Below are 15,044 nucleotides of genomic sequence, written 5' to 3'. Positions count from 1 at the left end.
CTTCCGATTCTGCAAGAATCCGAGGAATTCCGCAGATTCTGTCGCCTTGAGGAAAACCGGGTCGCGATTCGTCGGTTGGATCGGGCGGTTTCCTGCTTTGCAATGGGTATCCTTACATCAGGAGACCAGTCATGATTGAGCACGTCACCGATCTGTCCAACGTCCGCAGTAGCGTCGAACGCGCCAATGGGCTGCCCAATGCCCATTACATCGACGCGGCAATCTTCAACGAGGAAAAAGAGGCCCTGCTGTTCTCGCAATGGGCGGGGTTGGCGGTGGCCGCGGACGTGCCCGAACCGGGTGATGCGGTGCCGCTCGATTTCCTCGGGATGCCGCTATTGCTGATCCGCGACAACGACGGCGCGGTCCGGGTGTTCCAGAACATCTGCCGCCATCGCGGCATGATCCTTGTCGAACAGCCCCGCAAGATCGAAGGGGCGATCCGCTGCCCCTATCATTCCTGGTGCTATTCGACCAAGGGCAACCTTGTGGCCACCCCGCATGTGGGCGGCCCCGGCCACAACACCCACCCGTCGATCCGGCGCGAAGAGCTGGGCCTGATCGAGATCCGCAGCCATGTCTGGCGCGATGTGGTCTGGATCAACGTCTCGGGCGACGCCCCCGATTTCGCCGATGCCATGGCCGATGTGATCGAACGCTGGCGGGAATTCGACCTGCCGCTCTATCACGGCGGGCATGACAGCCGCTTTACGCTCGAGGTGGCCAGCAACTGGAAACTCGCGGTCGAAAATTACTGCGAAAGCTATCACCTGCCTTGGGTCCATCCCGGCCTCAACAGCTATTCCAAGCTGGAAGATCACTACCATATCGAGAAACCGGGCCAGTATTCCGGCCAGGGCACGATGGTCTATCGCCAGCTTACCAACGAAAACGACGAGCGTTTCCCCGATTTCGCCGATGTCGGCGCCAAGTGGAACGAACAGGCGGAATATATCGCCGTTTACCCCAATGTCCTTCTGGGCACGCATCGCGACCACGCCTTCGCCATCATCCTCGAACCGCGCGGATGCGAGCGCACGGTGGAACATGTCCATCTCTATTACGCCGTGCCCGACAGCGACGAGGGGCTGCGCATGCGCAACTCCCAGCTTTGGAAAACCGTGTTCGAGGAGGACATCTTCGTCGTCGAAGGGATGCAGCGCGGCCGCCATGCCAACCGTTTCGACGGCGGGCGGTTCTCGCCGGTGATGGACAGCCCGACCCATTGCTTTCACGACTGGGTCGCCGGCAAGATCGGCATTCACCGCGCCAGCGCCAAGGCCGCGCAATGAAGGATCTCGACGACCGCATGATCAGCGCCCACGCCGCACAGGACCGAATGGCGCTGATCAAGCTTTACAGCGAGGCCGCCGACAGCGTGAATGACCGGGATGCGTCCTGCTTTTTCCTGACGCATGCCTATATCTTCGCGCTCGAGGCCGGCGCCGCCGAGGCAAACACCCTGCATGCCCGCCTCAAGGCACAGGGGCGCGAAAGCTGACGCCAAGCCTTGTCAGGGCGCCGCGCGCGGCGTGATCCGCAGCCAGATCCCGTCCTTGCCGCGCACGGTCAGATGCGCGACCGGCATGGCCGGGCGCTCGGGCACGGGCTCGAAGCGAAACGCGCGCACCAGCATCGCCAGCAGCAACACACCTTCGATCATCGCGAACCCCGCCCCCGTGCAGACCCTTTGCCCGGCGGAAAACGGCATGAAGGCCTGCCGCAGCCCCGCCCGCCCGTTGGGCGTGGCAAAACGCGCCGGATCAAAGGCGTCGGGGTCGTCCCAAAGTCTCTCGTGGCGGTGCTGATGCCATGGGCTCAGAACGATCTGCGCACCCTTTGGCACGTCGCGGTCGCGGAACCGCTCGGGCTGCGTCGCCTCGCGCACCATCATCGGCACCGGCGGATATAGCCGCAACGTCTCACGGAATACGTCGCGGGTCAGTGTCAGGCGCGCGATATCGCCAAAACCGGGCGCGCCATCGGGCATGACAGCCTGCGCCTCCTCGGCCAGCATGTCCTGCCATTCGGGATAAAGCGCCAGAAGGTAAAGCCCCCATGCCAGCGCCGAGGCGCTGGTCTCATGCCCCGCCAGAAAGAAGATCGCCACCTGATCGACCATCTCTTCGGTATCGAACAGCGCGCCCGTCACCGGATCGGGCGTGGTCATGATCTTTGTCGCCAGATCGTCGGGCGCCGTGCCCGCCTCGATCTCGGTCTTGCGCGTCGCCGTCAAGCCGGTGATCAGCGCCCGGATCGCGGCGGCGGTTTCCTTTGCGCGGCGCCGATGGAAGCGCGGGAACCAGCGCGGCAGCGGCAACAGCGCCCCAAGGTTCAGCACCGGTTGTGCGCGCTGATGTTCGCGGAACTTCTCGAAGACCTGCGCCGCGACCTCGTTTTCGATCGGGATCGAAAACAGCGTGCGAAAGATCACATCCGCCGTCACATGGCTTGTCTGTGCCTCGATCTCGACAGGCGCATCACCCTGCGCGGCCACCTCCCCCAGCCTCGTCACCGCGCCTTGCCCCGCTTCCAGCATGGCAGGAAACACGTCTCGCAACCGCCCGCCCTCGAAGGCCGGGTCGATGATGCGGCGCTGGCGCTTCCATGTCTCGCCATTGGTCACGAAAACCGAATTGCCCAGCAGAGGCGCCAGCCCCTCGCGGATGCGGTCGGATTTCGGGAAATCGTCGGGCCGTTCCTTTAGCACCAGATCGACCAGCTCGGGCTGATTGCACAGGAACGAGCGAAAGAACGGCGTGCGGAATTCAGCCATCCAGGCGCGATAGAGCCGCGCGGGCTGCGCCGACAGAAGGTCCGCGCGAAACAGCCGCGCATAACGCCAAAGCGACACGCGTCCGGCGCGCGCCTGCGGTTTGGGCGGCTGCCTCATGGCGAGACTCCACGATAGCCCGATAGCGGCGTCTCGATCCGGCTGGGCGAGGCCGTCCGCGCGCCGTAACGCGCCCCCAGCGTTTGTGGACCGGCGGTGATCTGGAAATAATCGTAATCGCCCGGACAATCAAAGGCGGACATATACTGAAAATGCAGCCGGAAGAACCGCCACCGCAGCGCGCGCCAACGCTCGGGGCTCAGTGTCTGTGTAAAGGCCGCCGACAGAACCAGCGGCCAGCGCTTGTCCTCGGGTGCGACTCCGCTGACGCTGACCGGGTCGCAAAGCGCAAAGGCGCAGCCATCGCCCGGCGCGGTCACATCGACCCATGTCAGCGCGTCGCACGCGCTCAGGTAACGCAAATCGCGCCGCAGATCATGCGCGTCGGGCAGGAATGACACCATCGGCACCACCTGTCCCAGCGACAGGAACGCGAGCACAGGGGTGTCCTGTCCCTGCCCAGGCCCGCGCCCGTCGCGCAAGAGCTGCGCCAGCACCGACACCGCCAGATGCGCCCCCGATGAATGGCCCACGACCAGCACCTCGTCGAGCGTCTTGTCAGCCAGCGCGGCGGCGATCTCGTCACCGAATTCGGCCATTCGGGCCTCAAGCTCGGGCGGGTTTGCACCTCGGTGACGCGCCGAATAGGCATAGTCGTGCATGAGGTAATAGACGAAAAAGCGGTTATCCTTGCGCCGGAACCATTCCAGCACGAAGGGCACCACCACAAGCCCCGCCCAGGCCAGCCAGGGATGCAGCAGCGCCAAAAGCCGCCCCAGCCCCCAGGCCAGCAACAGCGCCAGCATCAGTTGAAGCAACAGGAAACCCACCGGATAAAGCGCCGCAATCAGCGGCCCCTTGCGCAACCGCATCAGCCGGAACAGCGTGCCCGAGGCGATATAGACCCAAGCCGTGCGCGCCAGCAGCAGATAGGTGCCAGGAACGCCCTGATCCATGCTGTCGCGCACGATATCGGACCAGACCAGCACTTCGAAATCGCTATGCGTTTCTTGCCCCCCGATCGCCGCATCGACCTGCCAGCCGTAGCGCCCGTCCCCACCCTTGGGCGAGAGCGTCAGCCGGTAATCCGACAGTGCCGCCTGCGCCGCGCCTTCCTTGCGATACAGCTCGCGATAGCGGCGCGGATGGATCGGATCATATCCGGGAATGTAAAAGACGCGCCTGCGCTGAACCCTCGAACTGGCCAAACTGTCCTACCTCACGTCTCTGGCGCGCGTTGGCCGGAGTCTAGCGCAGGCATGCCGCCAGCGTAAGCCCTAACCCAGCACCGCCAGCGCCGGGAACGTCTCGAGCAACCAGAAGGAAAACGCCGAGAAGCCGCCGGTCAGCATGAGCAAGCCGATGGTCCACAGCAGAAGGCCCATGACCCGTTCAATGCGCTCCATATGGCGCTTCATCCAGCCCATGACCCCCCCCATGCGCGGCAGGAACGCCGCCACCAGCAGGAAGGGCACGCCAAGCCCGATGGCATAGACGGCCAGCAACAGCGTGCCCCGCGCCACATTGGCCTCGCTCGCCGCCAGCGACAGGATAGCCCCCAGTTGCGGACCGATGCAGGGCGTCCAGCCAAAGGCGAAGGCAAGGCCCAGAACATAGGCCCCGAACGACGACCCGCCCCGGTCGCCCACATCCATGCGCGCCTCGCGGTCAAGGAAACCGATCCGGTAGACCCCCACGAAATGCGCGCCGAAGATCATCACGATCACCCCGGCAATCGTGTTGAACCAATCCTGATATTGCAGGAACAGCGTGCCGATAGCCGATGCGGTGAAGCCAAGGAACAGGAACACCGTCGACAGCCCCAGGACGAAGAACAGCGCCGGAACCAATGCGCTGGCCCGCGGGCGCGCGCCGTCTTCGGTCTCGGTCAGGTCGCTCATGGCGACACCGCTCATATAGGCCAGATAGGGCGGCACGATGGGCAGAACGCAGGGGCTGAGAAACGAGATCACCCCGGCCATCAGCGCAATCGCCATGGCGGGAATCAGGGCCGCGTCTATGATTTCAAATCCGAACATGAGCCTCGCATAATCCATCTTGCGGGCGGCGTCACGCAACGCGTTGTCACATCCTTGTGGACAGGCTGAAACAAGGCGACTATGTCGCAGCCATGGACGATATCAGCGACCATATCGACGCCACGGGGCTTCTGTGCCCGCTTCCGGTTCTCAAGCTGCGCAAACGGCTGCAACCGCTGGCCGCAGGGCAATGTATCGAACTGCTGGCCGACGACCCGGCGGCGGTGATCGACGTCCCGCATTTCTGCGCCGAATCCGGGCATGAGCTGATCTCGGTCAGCGAACAGGGCAGTACCCGGACCTATCTCGTGCGCAAGACCTGATCCTGAAACGCAAAACGCCGCGCGAATGACCGCACGGCGCCTTGCAGTATTGTCCTGCGAGTCAGCGTCCGATCGACCACCAGCCGCGCCGTTTGGGCTTTTCGTCGGCTTGCGGTTTCTCTTCGGGCGCGGCCTCGGCCATCGCCGGGGCCTTTTCGCCCTCCTGAGCCTCTTCGGCCTTGGCCGGCTTGGCCGCGGGCTTCTTGCGGCTGCGCGGCTTCTTGGCTGCCGGCTCGGGCGCCTGAGCCGCTTCGGCACTGGCCGCTTCACTCTGCGTTTGCGCAGCCGTATCCGCTTCGGCCTCGGGCGCGGCTTCGGCAGCTTTGGCCGCCGGAGCCTTGCGGGCGCGCGGCTTACGCTTGGGCTTGGGCGCCGCTTCGGCCTCGGCGGGTGCGCCCGCGTCCTCGCTCACAGCCTCGGAGACAGGTTCGGCCACGGGTTGCGCAGCAGCATCCGCCACCGGCTCCTCCACATCGCTTTTCTTCCTGCGCGACACAGGCGGGCGCTTGCGGCTGCCCGAATCCGATCTTGAACGCGATTTCGGCTTTTCGGCCTCGGCTGCGGGCACATCTGCCGCGGCCTCGGCTTGCGCCGCCTCGGGCTCGTGGCGGGGCTGGTCGTCCTGCTGTTCGCCATTGGACTCGTTGGCTTGCGCCTCGCCCCCGTTGCCCTTGGACTTCGAGCGGCGGCGACGGCGACGGCGCTTCTTGGGACGGCCCTCGCCGTTCTCCTGCTGGCCGTTCTCGGCTGCGGGTTGCTCTTCGCTCGCGGTTTCGGCAACCGCTTCGAGTTCGCTCGCCTCTTCGACATCATCCATGAGCGAGCTGTCCACCGACACGACCGGTGCGGTCGCCTCGGGCACGCTGCGCGTGGCGGTCTTGAACTTCTCGATGGCGAAATCCGGGCTGATCAGCATCGGGTCGCCCTCGATCCGCACCGACAGACCGTAGCGCGCCTCGATCTGCGCGACATGCTCGCGCTTCTGGTTCATCAGGAAATTCGCAATCGCCACGGGGCACTTCACCAGCACCTCGCGCGAGCGGCGGCGCACACCCTCTTCCTCGATCTGGCGCAGGATCGACAGCGCAAGGTTGTCATCCGAACGGATCAGCCCGGTACCGTGACAGGCCGGGCAAGGCTGGGTTGTCGCCTCGATCATGCCTGGACGCAGGCGCTGGCGCGACATCTCCATCAGGCCAAAGCCCGAGATGCGCCCCACCTGGATACGCGCACGATCCGATTTCAGCTTGTCCTTGAACCGCTTTTCGACCGCGGCATTGTTGCGCCGCTCGTCCATGTCGATGAAGTCGATCACGATCAGGCCGGCCAGGTCGCGCAGCCGCAGCTGGCGGGCCACCTCTTCGGCGGCCTCGAGGTTGGTCTTGAGCGCGGTTTCCTCGATCGAGCCTTCCTTGGTCGCGCGCCCCGAGTTGACGTCGATGGCGACAAGCGCCTCGGTGACGCCGATCACGATATACCCGCCGGATTTCAGCTGAACCGTCGGATTGAACATTGAACTCAGGTAACTTTCCACCTGGAAGCGCGCGAAAAGCGGCATCGCATCGGCGTAATGCTTCACGTTCTTGGCGTGGGACGGCATGATCATCTTCATGAAGTCCTTGGCGATGCGGTAACCCGCCTCGCCCTCAACCAGAACCTCGTCGATCTCGCGGTTGTAAAGATCGCGGATCGAGCGTTTGATCAGGTCGCCCTCTTCATAGATCTTCGCCGGGGCGATGGATTTCAGCGTCAGCTCCCGGATCTGCTCCCAGAGGCGCTGAAGATATTCGTAATCGCGCTTGATTTCCGACTTGGTGCGCTTGGCGCCCGCCGTGCGCACGATCAGGCCCGCGCCCTGGGGGACGTCGATCTCGGTGGCGATCTCCTTGAGCTTCTTGCGGTCCACGGCATTCGTGATCTTGCGTGAAATCCCGCCCCCGCGCGCCGTGTTGGGCATCAGCACGCAATAGCGACCGGCCAGCGACAGATACGTCGTCAGCGCCGCGCCCTTGTTTCCGCGCTCTTCCTTGACCACCTGCACCAGCAGGATCTGGCGCACCTTGACGACTTCCTGGATCTTGTATTTGCGCGGCCGCGCCTTGCGGGCGGGGCGGATATCCTCGTGGTCATCGTCATCGGCGACGGATTCAATCGAATCGTCCTTCGCCGTGGCGTCCGAGCGGCGCTCCTCGTCGTCGTGGTCATGGCCGCCATGGTCGCCATTGCCATTCCCGTTATCCTGCTCGTTGGGTTCCTCGACCGGGGTCTCGGCCACGGTTTCCATCGGCGAGGTGCCCTCGGGCACGGTTTCGTCAAGGTCGATGGTCTCCATCCCGGCGATATCACCGGCGTTGCCATCCTCGTCCGTCAGCACGGCATCCTTGTCGGCGACCTTCGCGGCCTTGCTACGCGAACGCGAGCGCCGGGGCTTGGATTTGGGCTTTTCCTCGTCGTCGTCGCGTGCGCGCAACTCCTCGGCATAGGCGCGTTCTTCCTCGAGCAGCTTCTCGCGGTCGGCCACCGGGATCTGATAGTAATCCGGGTGGATTTCCGAGAAAGCCAGGAACCCGTGGCGGTTTCCGCCGTAGTCGACAAACGCCGCCTGAAGCGACGGTTCGACCCGTGTTACCTTTGCAAGATAGATATTTCCGGCGATCTGCCGTTTATTTTCGGATTCGAAGTCGAATTCCTCGACCTTGTTTCCATCCACCACCACGACGCGGGTTTCCTCCGCGTGGGTGGCGTCGATAAGCATTTTCTTGGCCATGATGTCCGTTTGCTCCGCGGCAAGGCGGCGCACCCCGGCGGGGCGGCTGTCTGCGGCGGGTATAAGTTGGGGGCGATGACGGTCGCACAGCCAAGAGCGCCTGTTAATGGCCCTGCTCTGTGGTATGTCAGTTGTGCGCGTTGCATCGCGGTTCTTGGTCTCCGGCCCCTGTGGGGGCCTACTCTGGCCTGCCGGACCGGGATTCAGCCGGGGCAGGCATATATGCGGCCCCTCGAAGCGAGGCCTGATCGGTCTGTCGAAGGCTGCGGATCATCGTCGACCCGCTCGGCCCCAAACAGCGAAACTTTATGGTGCGGACCCGGCGCGAAAACGCGGGCGACCGTCCCCCTTGATAGAGGCATTTGCACCCTGCTGACAATGGCAAATCTGTCATCGACGCCCAGCGACGCCCGCGAAGCCCTTTTTCCAGGCCATTTGGCATGCTGCGGGGCGTTGGAAGATCGCCCCTTTCCCGGCCCGCGCGGGCTTAATCCAGGTAGTCCGATCGCTGCAACGCGTATTTCGCCATCTTCTCGTTCAATGTCCGGCGCGGCAGGCGAAGCTCGTCCATCACCGCCGCGATCGAACCCTTGTGGCGGCGCATCGTGTTGTCGATCAGCATCCGCTCGAAGGCCTCCACATATTCCTTGAGCGGCTTGCCCTCGGTGGTCATGACCGGCTGCATGTCCTGATGATCCGACATCAGGAGCGACGCGATCGTGCCGCTGCCCCGGCGGGCCTGAAGCACGGCGCGCTCGGCAACGTTGAAAAGCTGGCGCACGTTGCCCGGCCATGGCGCCTGCAACAGCTGCGCGGCCTCCTGCGCGGAAACCTGCGGCGCATCGCATCCGTAATCATCGGCGAATTGCTCGCCAAAACGGGTGAACAGCGTCAGGATATCCTCGCCGCGCTGGCGCAGCGGCGGCACGGTGATGCGCAGGCTGGCGAGGCGATAAAAGAGATCGGCGCGCAAAGCATCCTCGCAGGTGCGATCCTGTTCCTGCATGTTGGAAATCGCCACGATCCGGGTTTCGGGCGGCGTGCCCTCGTCATTGATGAAGGTCAGCAAGCGCGCCTGAAGCGCATCGCTCAGGGTCTCGACATCCTCCAGCACCAGGGTGCCGCCGCGCGCCTCCTCGACCGCGGGAAGCTGGCTGTCCTCGGGCAGCACCGGGCCGAACAGCCGCTTGGCCAGCGCCTCTTCCTCAAAGGCCGAACAGGAAACCAGCACGAACTTGCGCCCCGCGCGCGACCCCACCGCATGCAGGGCATGCGCCACCAGCGTCTTGCCAGTGCCGGTCTCGCCCTCGATCAGCACATGGCCATCCGCCTGTCCAAGATCCAGGATGTCTTCCTTCAGGCGCTCCATCACCGGGCTTGCGCCGATCAGCTTCTTCATCAGTTGCCCGCCATCCGACAGCTCGCGGCGCAGCGCGCGGCTGTCCAGCGTCATGCGGCGCGCATTGGTGGCCTTCTTGGCCAACTCGCTCATCCGTTCGGGGTTGAAGGGTTTCTCAAGAAAGTCGAACGCGCCCATGCGCATCGCCTCAACCGCCATCGGCACGTCGCCATGGCCGGTGATCATGATCACCGGCAGGCTCGAATCCGAACCCATCAGCTTTTTCAGGAACTGCATCCCGTCCATGCCGGGCATCTTGATATCGGTCACGACAATGCCGGGATAATCCGGCCCCAGCACTTTGAGCGCCTCCTCGGCGCTCGAGAAGGCCTCGGTGTCATAACCGGACAAGGCAAGCCACTGGCTGATCGACTGGCGCATGTCCTTTTCGTCGTCGACAATCGCGATTTTCATGGCGCTCGGCATGGCAGGTTACTCCGCTGCACGGGTTTCTTCAGTCAAGATAGGTAGCTGCACCTCGAATACAGCCCCCCCGCCCGATGCGTTTCTTGCGGTCAGGCGGCCACCAAGGTCGTTGACGATCCCCGAAGAAATGGCAAGCCCCAGCCCGACTCCGTCACCGGGTTGCTTGGTGGTATAGAACGGCTCGAAAAGATTGTCGAAATCGTCGATCCCGTGGCCGTTGTCGCGCACCGTCAACACCGCCGTCTCGCCCGCCGCCAGAAGGATTTCGATGGTGGGGTCGTCGACCCCTTCGGTCGCGTCCATCGCGTTGCGCAGGAGGTTGATCATCACCTGCTCCACGCGCACCCGGTCGCCCATCACGCGCACCGGTTCCTCGGGCAGCGTGCGGGTGATATTCACCTTCCGCTGGCGCAGCTGCGGCTCCATCATAGACAGGGCCGAAGACAACGCATCGCCAAGATTAACGGGCTCGAACGTGTCGCCGCTCTGGCGTGCATAGGACTTGAGCTGCCGCGTGATCGAGCCCATCCGCTCAAGCAGGTCGTCGATTCTCTGGAACGAAGACAGCGCCTCATCGGGGCGGTTACGGCTCAGCAGCAGGCGCGCACCCGCGAGATAGGTTTTCATCGCCGCCAGCGGCTGGTTCAGCTCATGGCTCACCGCCGCCGACATCTCGCCCAGGGCCGCCAGCTTGGAGCTTTGCGCAAGGGTCTGTTCGGCCACGGCAAGGTTCTCCTGAACGCGCTCGCGTTCGGCGACTTCCCGCTGCAAGCGGGCGTTCAATGCGCGAAGCTCTGCCGATTCGCGCTGGAACACCGCCATGCGCACGGCAGTCTTGCGGTTCATCACCCAAAACGTGAGCGCCAGAAGAATCGCGAAACCCATGATCTCGAGCGCCAGGAACCCGTTCACCTTCTCGCGCACGCTGGCATAGGTCGTGAAACTGGCGATGCGCCAGCCGAGAAACGCGACCCGTCCTTCCACCCGCATCACGGCCTCGCCGCGCACATAGGCATCGGCGGGCAGCGCGGTCCAGCTCTGGGTCGCCTGAATGGCGCGCTCGATGGCGCTGTCCACCGGCTCGCGCTGCAACGCCTCGGATTCGTTCAGCCCGCGCCAGCGCGGCTCGGTCGCCAAAATGATGCGCCCCTCGCTGTCGGAGACCAGAACCGCATCCGAAATGCCCGCCCAGGCGCGTTCATATTTGGCCAGATCGACATCCACGACGATCACGCCAAGCAACTGGTTCTGGCTTTCGATACGGCGTGAATACGTGAACCGATACTGGCCGGTATCGCTTTCAAGCACCTTGAAAACGGTATCCTTCGACCGCAACGCATCCACATAATAGGCAGCTTGCCGATGGCTTTGCCCCAATAGGTTGCGGTTGGTCGCCGCCACTGCGCGACCGTCACGGTCCAGAAGCGTCAGCGACGCCGCACCGATTTCATCAAGGAACGAGATCAAGCGCTGCGTCGATTGCGTGTAGTCGCCGGTATTGAGCGCCAGAATCAGCGTCGGGTCCCGCGCCAGAAGCTGCGGCACCACGGCATTCTGGCGCAGCTCACTCAGCAGGTTGCCCGAATAAAGCACCAGCCGCAATTCGGCCCGGTTGCGGGTGGATTCGGTGAAACGGTCGGTCAGAAGCCGGTTGGTGACGAACACGACTGCCACCGCCAGCCCCACCAGCACGACAAAGACCAGCCGCATCCGCCACGAGGTGGGGCGCGGCGCCTGCACTGATACGGGCGAGGTCTGGTTCGTCATCCCGGCAATCTACGCCGTGGCGCGGCGCCGCTCAAGCGTCACGCTTCAGCCAGTTGGCCAACGAGGCTTTCGAACATCGCCGCCCCATCGGTACCGCCCTGAAGCGGCTCTGACATGCGCTCGGGATGCGGCATCATGCCCATGACCCGGCGGTTCTGCGACAGAACCCCGGCGATATCGTCAAGCGAGCCGTTGGGATTGTCGCAATAGGTAAAGGCCACCCGCGCCTCGCCGTGCAGGCGCTTAAGTGTCTCCGCATCGGCAAAGTAATTGCCGTCGTGATGGGCGATGGGCACGCGCACCACCTGCCCCGCCTCGTAACCCGCGGTGAAGGGGCTGTCGACGGTCTCGACCTTCAGGTCGACCGGCTTGCAGATATATTTCAGATTGGCGTTGCGCAGCAGCACGCCCGGCAGCAGGCCGGTTTCGGTCAGCACCTGGAACCCGTTGCAGATGCCCAGCACGTAACCGCCCTTTTCGGCATGTTGCACGACCGAGCGGCAGATCGGCGAATTCGCCGCGATCGCGCCGCAGCGCAGATAATCCCCGAACGAGAACCCGCCCGGCACGCCGATGATATCGACACCCGCAGGCAGCGCCGTGTCCTTGTGCCAGACCATAGACACTTTCGCGCCCGCCCTCTCGAAGGCGACGGCAAGATCGCGGTCACAGTTCGATCCCGGAAAGACGATGATCGCGGCGTGCATCAGGCGATCTCCACGGCGTAACTTTCGATCACCGTGTTGGCGAGCAGCTTCTCGCACATCTCGGTGACGGTTTCGCGGGCCCTTTCGGCGTCGGTCTCGGCCAGGTCCAGCTCGATCACCTTGCCTTGGCGGACCCCTTCCACGCCCTCGAAACCCAGCTGGCCAAGCGCGTGGCGCACGGCCTCGCCCTGCGGGTCCAGAACGCCGTTCTTCAGCATGACGTGAACGCGTGCCTTCATCTCTGTCTTCCCGTTTTCTGTCGCGCGGCGCCGCGCGCCGCCCCTGCTTGACCGCCTGTCAGTTGATTAGGGTCGGCCGGTTCATCGGCGTGGCGCCCTTGGGCATCACGCCCAGACGGCTGGCCACTTCGGTGTAGGCATCCGTCAGGCTGCCCAGATCGCGGCGGAACACGTCCTTGTCCAGCTTCTGGCCGGTTTCGATATCCCAGAGGCGGCAGCTGTCTGGACTGATCTCGTCGGCCACGATCAGACGCTGGAAATCGCCGTCATAGACGCGGCCGATCTCGATCTTGAAATCGACCAGCCTGATCCCGACGCCATACATGACCCCGGACAGGAAATCGTTGACCCGCAGCGCCAGGCTCAGGATATCGTCCATGTCCTGCTGGCTGGCCCAGCCAAAGGCGGCGATATGCTCCTCGGTGACAAGCGGATCGCCCAGCTTGTCGTCCTTGAGGCAATATTCCACCACCGGGCGCGGCAATTGCGTGCCTTCGTCGATACCCAGCCGCGACGCCATCGTCCCGGCGGCGTAATTCCGCACGATCACTTCCAGCGGCACGATCTCGCAGGCACGCACCAACTGTTCGCGCATGTTGAGCCGCTTGAGGAAATGGTTCGGAATGCCGACATTGGTCAGCCCGGTCATGAAATACTCGGACAGAAGATTGTTGAGAACGCCCTTGCCCTCGATCACGTCCTTCTTCTGCGCGTTGAAAGCTGTCGCGTCGTCCTTGAAATACTGCACAAGGGTCCCGGGCTCGGGGCCTTCATACAGGGTTTTCGCCTTGCCTTCGTAGATCTTTGTGCGCCGTGCCATGGCCACTCCAGCCTTGCGCCCTTTGGGCGTGCCTCGGGGATTACAGCGCCGTATTAGAGCAACGCCGACGACGCTGCAAGCTAGGCTCTGCGGAATTCAACACGCCCGGCGCGCCCGGTTCATGCCACCAGGGGCTTGCGGTTGCGCGCGATCCGTACGGCAAGATGGCGCACGCGACGTCCCCTGGCGATCAGGCGCGCCGGTGCGGGCGCTGCGCATGACCCGGGCGCCAGCTCAGGAAAGACCGTCAGAATCTCCTCGCGCGCCGCCGGATCAAGCGACTTGAGCGCCTCCGGTCCCGCATAAAGGCTTTCGGCTATGGCGCCATTGGCGAAAACCACCTGATGTTCGTCACACATGAAATGCCAGTATGTGACCTCTCTCATGTCCTCGGCGGTTTCGATTCCGTCCAGCGCCAGCAGGTCCTTGGCCGGTACAAGGATTTCATTCACCCCGAACATCCGCGCTGCCACTTTCGAGCGCAGCATGATCCGGTGCTGTGGCGACACCAGCAGGTCCCGTTCAGGCAGGTTCAGCCCAAGCGCGGCGTGGCGGATACGCACCGGCCGCAGTTTCGGCCTCGCCCGCAGATCGGCCAGCGTCAGGTGGCGCGATCCGATCCAGCGCAGGTGCTTGTAGCCCTGATCGAGCGTCAGAACCTCGTCCACCGCCACTTGCAGATCCTCGATCCGCACCTCGCCGCGCCGCGTCTTGATCAGGGTGCCACCCGCAAAGCAGATCGCGCCGCCATTCGCGTCGTTGAGCTCCGCATCGTTGCCGATGCCATCCGATGTATAGTTGCTGTCGGTCGCGAATGACGTGATGTTGGGCGTGCCATCCAGATCATCGCCGTCGATCAGCGTCAACTGCGTCCCGGGAACGTAGCTTCCCTCCGCACCGGAAACGTACTCCCCCGTCGAGGCGTCCCAGGCGCGCGACAGCGAAATACCGACGGGCTCATTCTCGATCGCCAGCCATGTGGCGCGGAAGTAATAGCCGGTGTTCGGATCGACCAGAATAACCTCGAAATCGGCCTCGACCTCATCACCGGCCGTATAGGTCACCCCGTTGAGCGTGACATCCTGATCCAGCCGCGCGCCGCTGTCATCGGGATAATCCGGGTCGCCCGACGTGGTGGCCGTGGTGATGGTCCCGGTCGAGGTGGCGTCGAAACTGACCTGCGTGACCCCGGATCACCGCCCGAGCCGCTATCGCCTTCCAGTGATCCGGTCTGGCGGAACAACTCGTCAGGATCGTTGACGGATGACCATTCGATGATGCCAAACGTAAAGGACATGTTAACTCTCCAACTCGAACACTCAACAAAGGCGGGTCTTTTGATATACCCCTATCTTGAGTTGAAAACGGCTTAATCGAGGCCTTTTTAAGCCGATAACCGCATGACAGCGGGGCGGCGCCTTCAGGTCGGCTTCAAAGGACATCGCAAGGCTCGGGCGGGACCAATCGAAGGGGATGGTTCGACATCACTCGCAGACAGGGGTTGAAATCTGCCTAAGCATGCGTGTTTTCAGGGAAATAGTGACCGCAGCGCGCATCTGGTCATGCACCGCAAGGCACCGGCCCGCGGTTTCACCCCACCCTGTCCGAATTGCGACTATACTTTTCGGGACTGTTTTTCTATCAACGCCGCGACTACCTGTTGA

At 63.5% G+C, this 15,044-nt stretch carries 13 protein-coding genes; 3 read left to right on the top strand and 10 right to left on the bottom strand.

Annotated features, from left to right (window positions below; all coding sequences use genetic code 11):
* Nucleotides 1-131: 131 nt before the first annotated feature.
* Both N5A93_RS01285 and N5A93_RS01280 read left to right on the top strand, forming a co-directional pair.
* Complete coding sequence (locus N5A93_RS01285) at nt 132-1,292, top strand: aromatic ring-hydroxylating oxygenase subunit alpha (RefSeq protein ID WP_268953242.1); 1,161 nt, start codon at nt 132-134, stop codon at nt 1,290-1,292.
* Nucleotides 1,289-1,501, top strand: coding sequence for a hypothetical protein (locus N5A93_RS01280; RefSeq protein ID WP_268953241.1), 213 nt, complete (start codon nt 1,289-1,291; stop codon nt 1,499-1,501). The genes N5A93_RS01285 and N5A93_RS01280 overlap by 4 nt, the downstream gene beginning before the upstream one ends.
* 12 nt (nt 1,502-1,513) lie before the next feature.
* Here the strand turns inward: N5A93_RS01280 and N5A93_RS01275 are convergent, their stop codons facing one another.
* The 3 genes from N5A93_RS01275 to N5A93_RS01265 form a co-directional block, all read right to left on the bottom strand.
* On the bottom strand, nt 1,514-2,893 hold the full coding sequence (locus N5A93_RS01275) for a cytochrome P450 (RefSeq protein WP_268953240.1): 1,380 nt from the start codon (nt 2,891-2,893) through the stop codon (nt 1,514-1,516).
* On the bottom strand, nt 2,890-4,101 hold the full coding sequence (locus tag N5A93_RS01270; RefSeq protein ID WP_268953239.1) for a hypothetical protein: 1,212 nt from the start codon (nt 4,099-4,101) through the stop codon (nt 2,890-2,892). Before N5A93_RS01270 ends, N5A93_RS01275 begins: the two co-directional genes overlap by 4 nt.
* 69 nt (nt 4,102-4,170) lie before the next feature.
* Nucleotides 4,171-4,932, bottom strand: coding sequence for a cytochrome c biogenesis CcdA family protein (locus tag N5A93_RS01265; protein ID WP_268953238.1), 762 nt, complete (start codon nt 4,930-4,932; stop codon nt 4,171-4,173).
* A gap of 92 nt (nt 4,933-5,024) precedes the next feature.
* On the opposite strand from N5A93_RS01265, the gene N5A93_RS01260 reads away from it, so the two are divergent.
* On the top strand, nt 5,025-5,255 hold the full coding sequence (locus N5A93_RS01260; RefSeq protein WP_268953237.1) for a sulfurtransferase TusA family protein: 231 nt from the start codon (nt 5,025-5,027) through the stop codon (nt 5,253-5,255).
* Between the two features lie 61 nt (nt 5,256-5,316).
* Here the strand turns inward: N5A93_RS01260 and N5A93_RS01255 are convergent, their stop codons facing one another.
* The 7 genes from N5A93_RS01255 to N5A93_RS01225 form a co-directional block, all read right to left on the bottom strand.
* Complete coding sequence (locus tag N5A93_RS01255; RefSeq protein WP_268953236.1) at nt 5,317-8,022, bottom strand: Rne/Rng family ribonuclease; 2,706 nt, start codon at nt 8,020-8,022, stop codon at nt 5,317-5,319.
* 487 nt (nt 8,023-8,509) lie between these two features.
* On the bottom strand, nt 8,510-9,847 hold the full coding sequence (locus N5A93_RS01250) for a sigma-54-dependent transcriptional regulator (RefSeq protein WP_268953235.1): 1,338 nt from the start codon (nt 9,845-9,847) through the stop codon (nt 8,510-8,512).
* 6 nt (nt 9,848-9,853) lie between these two features.
* Nucleotides 9,854-11,614, bottom strand: a complete 1,761-nt coding sequence (locus N5A93_RS01245; protein WP_268953234.1) for an ATP-binding protein — start codon at nt 11,612-11,614, stop codon at nt 9,854-9,856.
* A gap of 38 nt (nt 11,615-11,652) precedes the next feature.
* Entirely contained in the window at nt 11,653-12,321 is a 669-nt protein-coding gene (gene purQ / locus N5A93_RS01240; RefSeq protein WP_268953233.1) for a phosphoribosylformylglycinamidine synthase subunit PurQ, read from the bottom strand.
* Entirely contained in the window at nt 12,321-12,560 is a 240-nt protein-coding gene (gene purS, locus N5A93_RS01235) for a phosphoribosylformylglycinamidine synthase subunit PurS (RefSeq protein WP_268953232.1), read from the bottom strand. Before purS ends, purQ begins: the two co-directional genes overlap by 1 nt.
* Before the next feature lie 58 nt (nt 12,561-12,618).
* On the bottom strand, nt 12,619-13,380 hold the full coding sequence (purC, locus tag N5A93_RS01230) for a phosphoribosylaminoimidazolesuccinocarboxamide synthase (RefSeq protein WP_268953231.1): 762 nt from the start codon (nt 13,378-13,380) through the stop codon (nt 12,619-12,621).
* A gap of 119 nt (nt 13,381-13,499) precedes the next feature.
* Nucleotides 13,500-14,444: a Hint domain-containing protein gene (locus N5A93_RS01225; protein WP_268953230.1), complete on the bottom strand. Its 945-nt coding sequence runs from the start codon at nt 14,442-14,444 to the stop codon at nt 13,500-13,502.
* Between the last annotated feature and the right edge of the window lie 600 nt (nt 14,445-15,044).

It is taken from the genome of Roseovarius salincola (genome assembly GCF_026891095.1).
Classification (GTDB): domain Bacteria; phylum Pseudomonadota; class Alphaproteobacteria; order Rhodobacterales; family Rhodobacteraceae; genus Roseovarius; species Roseovarius salincola.
The sequence above is the reverse complement of the archived record's forward strand: the minus strand, read 5'-3'. Positions and strand labels throughout refer to the sequence as shown.